Source organism: Streptomyces sp. NPDC054883 (genome assembly GCF_053610645.1).
In genome coordinates, this window is the sequence record NZ_JBSGYT010000047.1 from 52671 (window position 1) to 59409 (window position 6739).

General features: G+C 73.4%; 8 protein-coding genes. 6 read left to right on the forward strand and 2 right to left on the reverse strand.

What is annotated here, in order from left to right:
- Window positions 1-48 precede the first annotated feature (48 nt).
- Window positions 49-852 (reverse strand): 2-cyclohexenylcarbonyl CoA isomerase, encoded by an 804-nt coding sequence (gene chcB / locus ACWGH1_RS28000; RefSeq protein ID WP_453409104.1) that lies wholly within the window; start codon window positions 850-852, stop codon window positions 49-51.
- 331 nt (window positions 853-1183) lie between these two features.
- On the opposite strand from chcB, the gene ACWGH1_RS28005 reads away from it, so the two are divergent.
- Window positions 1184-1351 (forward strand): DUF3117 domain-containing protein, encoded by a 168-nt coding sequence (locus tag ACWGH1_RS28005; protein WP_003966491.1) that lies wholly within the window; start codon window positions 1184-1186, stop codon window positions 1349-1351.
- A 102-nt stretch (window positions 1352-1453) separates the two neighbouring features.
- On the opposite strand, the gene ACWGH1_RS28010 is transcribed toward ACWGH1_RS28005, so the two are convergent.
- The gene (locus tag ACWGH1_RS28010) at window positions 1454-2116 is read right to left on the reverse strand and encodes an O-methyltransferase (RefSeq protein WP_453409105.1); all 663 of its coding nucleotides are present in this window, start codon (window positions 2114-2116) and stop codon (window positions 1454-1456) included.
- A gap of 188 nt (window positions 2117-2304) precedes the next feature.
- Here ACWGH1_RS28010 and sigE point away from each other — a divergent pair, with 188 nt between their 5' ends.
- From sigE to ACWGH1_RS28035, 5 genes are all read left to right on the forward strand, one after another.
- Window positions 2305-3084, forward strand: a complete 780-nt coding sequence (gene sigE, locus ACWGH1_RS28015; protein ID WP_453357560.1) for an RNA polymerase sigma factor SigE — start codon at window positions 2305-2307, stop codon at window positions 3082-3084.
- Complete coding sequence (locus ACWGH1_RS28020) at window positions 3081-3719, forward strand: zf-HC2 domain-containing protein (RefSeq protein WP_453409106.1); 639 nt, start codon at window positions 3081-3083, stop codon at window positions 3717-3719. Before sigE ends, ACWGH1_RS28020 begins: the two co-directional genes overlap by 4 nt.
- A 151-nt stretch (window positions 3720-3870) precedes the next feature.
- Entirely contained in the window at window positions 3871-5190 is a 1320-nt protein-coding gene (locus ACWGH1_RS28025; RefSeq protein WP_453357157.1) for a S1C family serine protease, read from the forward strand.
- A gap of 139 nt (window positions 5191-5329) precedes the next feature.
- On the forward strand, window positions 5330-5779 hold the full coding sequence (locus ACWGH1_RS28030; protein ID WP_453357158.1) for a sec-independent translocase: 450 nt from the start codon (window positions 5330-5332) through the stop codon (window positions 5777-5779).
- Between the two features lie 135 nt (window positions 5780-5914).
- Window positions 5915-6652 carry a hypothetical protein gene (locus tag ACWGH1_RS28035; protein ID WP_453357159.1) on the forward strand — a complete coding sequence of 246 codons (738 nt, stop codon included), beginning with the start codon at window positions 5915-5917 and terminating at the stop codon, window positions 6650-6652.
- The last annotated feature ends 87 nt before the right edge of the window (window positions 6653-6739 follow it).

The window sequence follows — 6739 nt, forward strand, 5'->3', positions numbered from 1 at the left end:
CGGTCACCCGGGCGGCCGGCCGGCGGCCGCCCGGAGAGGGGGCGCCCCCTAGCGGCCCAGGTACTTCGGGGGCTGCTTCGCGAGGAACGCCTCGACCGCGATGCCGTGGTCCGCGGAGGCGCCCGCGCGGGTCTGGAGGACGTCCTCGTGGGCCAGCGCCTCGGGCAGCGAGCGGGACGCGCCGTACGCGAGGGACTCCTTGACGGCCGCGTAGGCGACGGTCGGGCCCGAGGCGAGGGTGCGGGCCACCGACTCGGCCTCTGCCGCCAGCGCGTCCGCCGGGACGACGCGGTTGGCGATGCCGAGCTCGTACGCCTCCTGCGCCGTGACCGAGCGCGGGAACAGCAGCAGGTCGCTCGCCCGCGAGGCGCCGATCAGCCGCGGCAGGGTCCAGGAGACGCCCGAGTCGGCGGTCAGCGCCACCCCGGCGAACGAGGTGTTGAAGGACGCCGTGTCCGCCACGACGCGGAAGTCCGCCGCGAGCGCGAAACCGAAGCCGGCCCCCGCCGCGACCCCGTTCACGCCGGCCACCACGGGCTTCGGCATCTCCGTCAGCGCCCGCACGACGGGGTTGTAGTGCTCCGCGACCGTGCTCATCGTCAGCGAGGAGCCGCTCTCGCGGTCGGCCGCGAGGTTCCCGATGTGCTCCTTGAGGTCCTGGCCCACGCAGAAGGCCCGGGTACCGGCCGCGGTGAGCAGCACCGCGCGTACCTCCGGATCGGCCCCGGCGGCCTGGACCGCGTCGCGCAGGGCGGCCTTGGCCTCCGTGTTCATGGCGTTCATCGCGTCGGGCCGGTTGATCGTGATGGTGGCGAGTCCGTCGGTCACTTCGTAGAGCACGCTGTCGGCCATGGCGGGGGTCCCCCTTCGTCGCGGGCTTGGCTACCGGCCGGTACCGGCCGGTGCAAGGGCCAGCATGGCGGACCGGACGCGCACCGGGCATGTGATGTGCGTCAAAGAAAGCGGAGGCTCCCCGCCGGGCGCAGCGGCGAAGTATCGCAGGCCGATCCCCGAAATGAGTGGTTTTGGTCAAGCGCGTTGCACAAGCGTTCCCCGCCGATGTTGGTCATCGGGTCCTGACATGCGGGATAATGGCTGGGAAGCAATGTGTTCGATGCCGGGTACTAGGCGCCTGAATGGGGCCGTCGGCGACGATGAGCTGGTTTCAGGAAGGGGAACGAGCATGGCGGCCATGAAGCCGCGGACGGGCGACGGCCCGCTCGAGGTCACCAAGGAGGGGCGAGGCATCGTCATGCGCGTACCGCTCGAGGGCGGCGGTCGGCTTGTCGTCGAGCTGACGCCGGACGAGGCGGACGCCCTGGGTGACGCCCTGAAGAAGGTCGTCGGCTGATCCCCCGAGGACGCTGACAGGCACTTCGCCTAAGAAACTCCGCACCGCCCCGGCCGCCCCGCGCGGCCGGGGCGGTGTCGTGTCCGCCCGCGGCGGCGCACGTCAGCGCCGGACGGCGCACAGCAGGCCGTCGCCCACCGGGAGCAGTGCCGCTTCCAGCGCCGGGCTCTCGCGCACGCTGCGCAGCAGCTCGCGGACCCGGAGCACCTCCACCGGCTGGGCGGCGGAGTCGACGGTGCGGCCGTCGGAGAAGACCCCTTCGAAGCAGACCAGGCCGCCCGGCCGCAGCAGCCGCAACGATTCGGCGAGGTAGTCCAGGGACTCGGTGGGGTCCCCGTCGCAGAAGACGAGGTCGTATCCGCCGTCGGCGAGCCGCGGCAGCACGTCCAGGGCACGGCCGGGGATGAACCGGGCCCGGTTGCCCGCGAAGCCCGCGGCGCGGAACGCCTGGCGGGCGAACGCCTGCCGGTCCTGCTCCGGGTCGACGGTGGTCAGCACCCCGTCCGGGCGCATCCCGTACAGGAGGTGGATGCCGGAGACGCCGGTGCCGGTGCCGATCTCGGCCACCGCCTTGGCGTCCGCCACCGCGGCCAGCAGGCGCAGCGCGGCCCCGGTGCCGGGGGAGACGGAGCGCAGCCCCGCTTCCCTGGACCGGTCGCGGGCCCATCGCAGAGCGTCGTCCTCGGCGACAAACGCGTCGGCGAACGCCCAGCTCGTCTGCCGGTTGCCGCTAATGACCCTCTCCTGTCCCCATAGTTGGCGCAACGGTGACTGTATCCGCTGACGTCGGGAACCCGCAGATGGGACCGGGCGTTGGGAGAAGTAGACGCGGGCGGATGCGGGATAGAGGGGACGGCAGAGGGCAGATCGGCGATCCGGAGGCCCGCGGACCCATAAGACTCGTGCAAAGTTACTGCAAAAATACTTATCCGGAGCTGACGGGAGGGGTGGCTATGGTAGGGGCTCCACTGGACACCACCAGAGCCGATAGGGGAGGTGCGGCTGCGCCTACGGATCGAGGAGGGGTGCTGCGACGCCTCTTCTGGTCGGCAGGTGAGCCGAAATCCGTGACCGAGACTGCTGACCGCATCCACACCGCCGACACCGCAACCACCGCGACCTTTGCCGCCGAAGCGGGACCGCAGGCGTGGACGCCTCCCTCCTGGGAGGAGATCGTCAGCACGCACAGCGCGCGGGTCTACCGCCTCGCCTACCGTCTGACGGGCAACCAGCACGACGCCGAGGACCTGACGCAGGAAGTCTTCGTCCGCGTCTTCCGCTCGCTGTCCACCTACACGCCCGGTACGTTCGAGGGCTGGCTGCACCGCATCACCACCAACCTCTTCCTGGACATGGTCCGCCGCAAGCAGCGGATCCGGTTCGACGCGCTCGGCGACGACGCCGCCGAGCGGCTGCCCAGCCGTGAGCCGTCCCCCCAGCAGGTGCTCCACGACACCCACTTCGACGCGGACGTGCAGCAGGCGCTGGACACCCTCGCGCCCGAGTTCCGCGCGGCCGTCGTGCTCTGTGACATCGAGGGACTGTCGTACGAGGAGATCGCCGCCACGCTCGGCGTGAAGCTCGGCACCGTGCGCAGCCGAATCCACCGGGGCCGCTCGCACCTGCGCAGGGCGCTCAAGCACCGGTCCCCCGAGGCCCGCGCGGAGCAGCGTGCGCTGGCAGGGGCGGCGGTGGGCGCTCCGGGCGCCGGGGGAGAGGGCGGAACCGAGTGAGCGGAACCCGACCCTCCCCCGCGGAACAGCACCTGGGCGACCGGCTCGCCGCCCTGGTCGACGGCGAACTGAGCCATGACGCCCGCGAGCGGGTGCTCGCCCATCTGGCGACCTGCCCCAAGTGCAAGACCGAAGCCGACGCCCAGCGCCGGCTCAAGACTCTCTTCGTGGAGAGCGCACCGCCGCCGCTGTCCGCCGGGCTGCTCGCCCGCCTGCAGGGCCTGCCGGGCGGCGACCCCGGGAACCCCCCCTCCGGATCGCCGGGCGGTGGCGGACCCACGGCCGCCTTCGGGTACGTGGCTCCGTCCGCGCCGCGCGATGCCCTCCCGATCCACGAGGGCGGCCGCATCCACGAGACGGGCCGCCCCAGACGCCGGTTCGCTTTCGTCGCCGCCGGCGCGGTCTCGCTCGCCGCGCTCGCCCTGGGCGGCTCCCTGCCGCTGGAGACGGTCGAGCCGGGCGCCTCGCGGGGCGAGGCCCCCGCCGCGCGGCCGGGACCGTACGCGCCGCTCACCGACGCGGTGGTGCGCGACCGGCTGCCCAGTCCCGGCGTGCTGCCCACCCTCGCGCCGAGGGGCGTACTGACGCCCTCCGCGCCGGTCTCGGCCCGACCCGCCGTGTCCCTGGCGCACTGACCCGGAGCCGCCGCCCGCGGCTCCGGTGCGGGGGCCTGCGGGAAGCGGGCCGGGGGGCTCGCCCTGCGGGCGGACCTGATTGAATCGGCGCCTGAGGCGCCGCCCGGCGGTGCGACAGCTTTGGAAGTCCGCCAGCCGCGGGGGAGCGCCCATGTCCGACAGCCAGCACACCGAACCGGCCCCGGCGCCCCGCTGGTGGAGCCGCCCCGAAGGCCCGGTGGACGTACCGGGTCCGCGCGCGGCCGAGCCGGAGCAGGCCCCGGGGCCGGAGCAGCCCGGGCCGCTGGCCGAGCCGGCCCGGTACGACCCCTGGAGCGTCACCGCCGCCCCGTTGCAGGTGGCCGATCCGGGCCGGTCACCGCGGCGCGGGCCGCGGATGTGGCAGCTCGTGGCCCTCGGCGTCGTCACCGCCCTGCTCGCCGGGGGCATCGGCGGATACGTCGGCGTCCTCACCGAACGCCGGAGCAACACCCGCCTCGAACTGCCGCAGGCCGCCGCCGACCGCAGGGACCGCGCCCCCGAGAGCGTGGCCGGGATCGCCGCCACCGCCCTGCCCGGCGTGGTCACCCTGCACGTCAGCAGCGGCAGCGGCGGCAGCACCGGGACCGGTTTCGTCCTCGACGGCGACGGCCACATCCTCACCAACAACCACGTCGTCGCCGACGCCAAGGACATAACGGTCACCTTCAGCACCGGTGAGAGCGTCGCCGCCGAACTGGTGGGCCGCGACGGCGGCTACGACCTGGCCGTGGTCAAGGTCGCCGGAGTGCGCGGGCTGCGCCCGCTCTCCCTCGGCAACTCCGAGAACGTGCGGGTCGGGGACCCCGTGGTGGCCATCGGCGCGCCGTTCGACCTCTCCAACACCGTCACCGCCGGCATCATCAGCGCCACCGGCCGCCCCATCACCGCCGGCGGCGACAAGGGCGACGGCAGCGACATCAGCTACGTCGACGCCCTCCAGACCGACGCCCCCATCAACCCCGGCAACTCCGGCGGGCCCCTCCTGGACTCCCAGGCCCGCGTGATCGGCATCAACAGCGCGATCCGGGGCGCGGACAAGGGCCAGGGCGGGGACGAGGGCGCCCGCCAGAGCGGCAGCATCGGCCTCGGCTTCGCCATTCCCGTCAACCAGGGCAAGCGGGTCGCCGAAGAGCTGATCCGCACCGGCCACGCCACGCACCCCGTCATCGGGGTCACCCTCGACATGCAGTACACCGGCGACGGAGCGCGGGTCGCCGCCAAGGGCGAGGACGGCAAGCCGCCGGTCGTCGCGGACGGGCCGGGCGCCCGGGCCGGGATCAAGGCGGGCGACGTGATCACGAAGGTGGACGGGGCCCGCGTGCACGGGGGTGACGAGCTGATCATCAAGATCAGGGCCCACCGCCCCGGCGACGAGCTGACCCTCACGGTGCTGCGCGAGGGCGGGGAGCACACGTTGCACATGGTCCTCGGCTCGGCCGGCGGATCATGACGGGCGGGGCCCTCCCCGGTGTCCGGCGAGGGCGTGCGGGACCGAAAGCGGGATCCGGGGCCTCCTGACGTAGGGGCACCGAGGCTGAGCCGGGTACCGTTGTGCGGGCCGGACGTGGAGAGAGCCGAGGAGCGGCAAGGTGTTCAACGACATAGGCGCACTCGAACTGGTCACGATCGTGGTGCTCGCCATCCTCATCTTCGGCCCGGAAAAGCTGCCGAAGGTGATCCAGGACGTCAGCGGGGTCATCCGCAAGATCCGGTCGTTCTCGGACAGCGCCAAGCAGGACATCCGCTCCGAACTGGGCCCCGAGTTCAAGGACTTCGAGTTCGAGGACCTCAACCCCAAGACCTTCATCCGCAAGCACCTGGCGGAGAACGAGGACCTCAGGGAGATCCGCGGCAGCTTCGACCTCCGCAAGGAGCTGAACGAGGTCACGGACGCCGTCAACGGCAGGGAGGCACGGCCCGGCCCGGCCGCCGCCACGCCTGCCGCCACGCCCGCCGTCGCCACCGGTCCGGACCTCCTGAAGAAGCCCGCCGCCCCGGCCCCCGAACAGCGCACGCCGTTCGACGCCGACGCCACCTAGGTCACTGCCTGCCCGGGGATCGGGGACCTGATGGCTATCCTCTCCATCTGTCCGGACTCAGGGCACCCGAGGATGGGATCCCCCGCGAAGCGAGGGGAGGGCCGTTCCGGACCCCACGGAACGAGAGGCGCCCAGATGGAGACGACCAGCAGCCGGGTAGGGGCACAGCCCGCGGAAGCCACCGCCGAGGCCCCCGCCACCGCACCACAGCCGACCCCGGAGCCCGAGCGGCCCCCCGCCCGACCCGAAGCCCAGGAGTCCGCCGCGCCCATGCCGACGGCCCGCCGGGCGGTCGACGGCTACCTGCGGGCCGGCTTCCCCTGGTACGGGCTGGACGGGGCCTTCACCGGGCCACGCTGGCTCATGCAGGTGGGCTCCGCCGCCGACGGCACCGTCGAGCACGGTTCCACCGGCCACGGCGACGAGCCCTCCGCCCGCGGTGAGATCGCCACCGGCGAGAAGGAACGCTTCGCGGTGGTCATCACCGTGGCCAGCAACCCCCTGCGCCGTAGCGGCGACGGCACCGGCGTCCTGGAGGCCACCTCGGTCGCCTCCGCCGCCTGGCTGGCCGGCTCGGGCCTGCTCGCCTACAGCTGGCCCGCCCAGATGGACCACAGCCTGCGCAACGACTGGCTCGACCAGCAGACCGAGGCGGCCTGGGAACTCGCCGACGACCTCGAAGGCGCCGACTGGTCGACGCTCTCGCTGCCGGTCGACGGAGAGCCGACGACCTTCCACTACCGCGAGTCGGAATTCGGCTGGGTGCTGGCCGGCTCCACCCGGGCGGGCGTGCACCTGGGCGCGTACGGGCGCGGGATGAGCGCGTACGGCCTCGGCTTCTCGGCCATCGCCGACCTCGGCGCGTACGAGTAGTCCCCGCCGCCTGCGCGCAGGCGGCGGAAACGACGGGCCGGGGCCCCCGGCACCCCCCCGGGCCCCGCCCCCCCCAGCCCCCGCCGA